The organism is Methylophaga sp., from assembly GCF_030651745.1.
Genome location: NZ_JAUSCC010000137.1, coordinates 1 through 2,902, shown reverse-complemented (window position 1 = coordinate 2,902; position 2,902 = coordinate 1). Strand labels below are relative to the sequence as shown.

At 43.0% G+C, this 2,902-nt stretch carries 4 protein-coding genes; 2 read left to right on the top strand and 2 right to left on the bottom strand.

The features are described 5' to 3' along the window. The coding region (locus Q7V21_RS15550) for an Lpp/OprI family alanine-zipper lipoprotein (RefSeq protein ID WP_304918147.1) at nucleotides 1-244 on the top strand (244 nt) is incomplete at its 5' end. Between the two features lie 86 nt (nucleotides 245-330). Here the strand turns inward: Q7V21_RS15550 and Q7V21_RS15545 are convergent. After that, a complete protein-coding gene (locus Q7V21_RS15545) occupies nucleotides 331-1,494 on the bottom strand; it encodes a L,D-transpeptidase family protein (protein ID WP_304918146.1) in 1,164 nt (387 codons plus the stop codon). A 207-nt stretch (nucleotides 1,495-1,701) separates the two neighbouring features. Here Q7V21_RS15545 and Q7V21_RS15540 point away from each other — a divergent pair, with 207 nt between their 5' ends. Continuing rightward, entirely contained in the window at nucleotides 1,702-2,484 is a 783-nt protein-coding gene (locus Q7V21_RS15540; protein ID WP_304918145.1) for an outer membrane protein assembly factor BamD, read from the top strand. A gap of 24 nt (nucleotides 2,485-2,508) precedes the next feature. Here the strand turns inward: Q7V21_RS15540 and Q7V21_RS15535 are convergent, their stop codons facing one another. Continuing rightward, the gene (locus tag Q7V21_RS15535) at nucleotides 2,509-2,847 is read right to left on the bottom strand and encodes a P-II family nitrogen regulator (protein ID WP_069296231.1); all 339 of its coding nucleotides are present in this window, start codon (nucleotides 2,845-2,847) and stop codon (nucleotides 2,509-2,511) included. Between the last annotated feature and the right edge of the window lie 55 nt (nucleotides 2,848-2,902).

Below are 2,902 nucleotides of genomic sequence, written 5' to 3'. Positions count from 1 at the left end.
ATGTGCAAATACTGCTGAAATGGAAGCATTAAAAGGTTCAGTAGAATCTGCACAATCAACAGCTGATTCTGCTTTAGTTGCAGCTCGCAACGCGCAAAGTACTGCTGATACTGCACAACGTACTGCTTCTGACGCTGAATTGGCTGCAACAAATGCACAAAAAGCAGCTGAAGATGCACAAGCACAAGTTGATGCTTGCTGTGCAAAAATCGATCGTATGTTTGAAAAAGCAATGAGCAAATAATTTAAATAATTATTTTTTCATAGTTTTAAAACAAAAAAGCCGGGATACATATCCCGGCTTTTTTGGTTCTGCAGTTTGCCAATTTGTTAAAACATTTCTTCAGATAAATGCGCAGGCCACACCGGAATTCCCGCCGCAGCAGAAATTTTATCCGCCGCTTCACGCGCAGCTTGCAAATTTTCAAATGGTCCAACCACTACTTCATTTATCGCTTTATTTCTTAACGGCCAGAATTTATCCTGCATGTTTAAATCTTGTAACGCTTTGCGCATTTTTGCGCCAGTGTTCAGTTGTAAGCCACCATGTACAAACCAGACATTATCAACAATCTTTTCTTCCTGCTGATTGATCTGTTTTACGACACCGTGTGTCGTCATCACGATTTCTTCTGCAAACGGCCAATCCTGCTCTGACAGCATACTATCCTGAGCGTTTAGGATAGCTTGAATCATTGGCGTCATATTGCCACTGACTTCTTTGTACATTTCAGGAATCGGTTCATGTGCTTCTAAATACAATTTGCCATTTGCAACGGCTGCTTTATAAGGATGATGAAGGACATTAACCTGAGTATTCATTGGCACCAGACTATATAGATATTCAATATCTTCTGGATACATACGAATACAACCACTGCTGACGCGTAAACCCACACCATAAGGTTTGGCGGTACCATGAATCAGATAACTTGGGTTGGATAAACGCATTGCACGCGTTCCCAATGGATTATCCGGACCAGGCGGTACGACTGCTGGCAAAATATCGCCGGCTGCTGCGTGTTCTCTACGAACAGATTCAGGTGGTGTCCAGGAAGGATTTTCGCGTTTTTGAATAATTGATAATTTACCTAACGGTGTATCACGACCTTCACGACCAATACCAATTGGATAAGTCATAACTTGTTGTAACTGATTGGCCTGTTTTGGCGGAAAATAAAATAACCGCATTTCCGGGATATTAATCACAATGCCTTTTTGCGGCGCATCGGGCAAAATGAATTTGTTTGGAATTAATACCGGTTTGTTATCACCTGGCAACCAGGGATCGAGATTAGGGTTGGCCGCAGTCATCTCGGTATAGCCCAAATCAAATTTACGACCGATATCTAATAACGTGTCTTCGTGGCGACTGTATACAACGAGGTTGTGTCCTATGACACGTGTTTCCTCATCAGGCAATTCAAAGGTGGTTGCACCGACTGGCAGTACCAATAAACTACTCGCCAAACCGATAAATAAACGACTAATCATTACAAACCTATAAAGTTAAGGGTGAATAAACAGCCGCTATTGTACAATGTTCCGTGCAAACTGTTACTGCCAGGGTATGTTGGATGGAAAAATAATCTCCAACCGTGTTGGCGATACAAGATAAACAGACCCTAGTGATGCTTTGCCAAGTTAAACAGTCTACAATCTCAGGCTGTGAATTTTTTGTTTTGATACAGATAGAAGCCAATGATGAAATACATCCTGACGTTGTTCCTGTTACTGACACTAACTGCTTGTTCTTTCTTTTCCGGCAGAGAACCTGTAGTTGCCGAAGAAAGCTGGACCGTAGAGCGGGTTTATGCCGAAGCCAAAGCCGCTTTAAATATTAATGATTACCGAACAGCTATTGAATACTACGAACAGCTGGAAGCACGTTTCCCGTTTGGACAATATGCGCAACAAGCCCTTCTGGACTCCGCTTACGCGTATTACAAAATGGACGAACCCGAAACGGCTATCGCAACGTTGGATCGTTTTATGCGGGTCTATCCATTAAACGAGCATATTGATTATGCAATGTATCTGCGTGGGCTTATCAACTTCAATCGTGATATGGGGATTTTGGAAAAATATATTCCGCGTGATGAAACACAACGTGATCCTGGTACGGCACTTAATGCGCTTCGTGATTTCACCACCTTGGTTAATCGTTTCCCGACCAGCCGTTACAGTGATGATGCAGCCCAACGTATCGTTTATCTGCGTAACCGATTAGCTCAACATGAATTGCACGTTGCCAACTATTACATGCGTCGCGCTTCTTACCTTGCAGCAGCCAATCGAGCCAAATATGTGATTGAAAATTACCCGCGCACACCAGCGATGCCAGATGCATTAGTGATCATGGCTAAAGCTTATAAGATTCTGGAATTAGATGATTTGTCTGAAGACGCATTACGCGTTTTGGAAAGAAACTACCCTGGTCATTCGGGTGTAGCAGATGTTCGTAAAACGACGCTGGTAGATTAACAGCGTCGTTTTTTTTGAGCCTTTTTAGATAGCTTCTTCACCATCTTCGCCGGTACGAATACGAATAGCACGTTCCAGAGGCGATACAAAAATTTTACCATCCCCAATGCGACCGGTATGCGCGGCTTTAGTTATGGCTTCGATACAGGCATCCACCTGATCATCCGCCAGCACAATTTCCATTTTCACTTTCGGCAAGAAATCCACCACATATTCTGCACCGCGGTACAGTTCTGTATGGCCTTTTTGCCGACCAAAGCCTTTGACCTCAGAAACGGTCATGCCGGTCACACCGATATCCGATAGTGCTTCACGCACATCATCCAATTTGAATGGTTTGATTATGGCTTCAATTTTTTTCATGTGATTGCCTATTCTATAGTTGACGTTACGGTATAACCTGATGTTATCGGATAGC

Bases quoted from the DNA above. Each gene is read 5' to 3' on its own strand.
- Q7V21_RS15545 (WP_304918146.1), bottom strand. From the start codon at position 1,494: ATGATTAGTCGTTTATTTATCGGTTTGGCGAGTAGTTTATTGGTACTG.
- Q7V21_RS15540 (WP_304918145.1), top strand. From the start codon at position 1,702: ATGATGAAATACATCCTGACGTTGTTCCTGTTACTGACACTAACTGCT.
- Q7V21_RS15535 (WP_069296231.1), bottom strand. From the start codon at position 2,847: ATGAAAAAAATTGAAGCCATAATCAAACCATTCAAATTGGATGATGTG.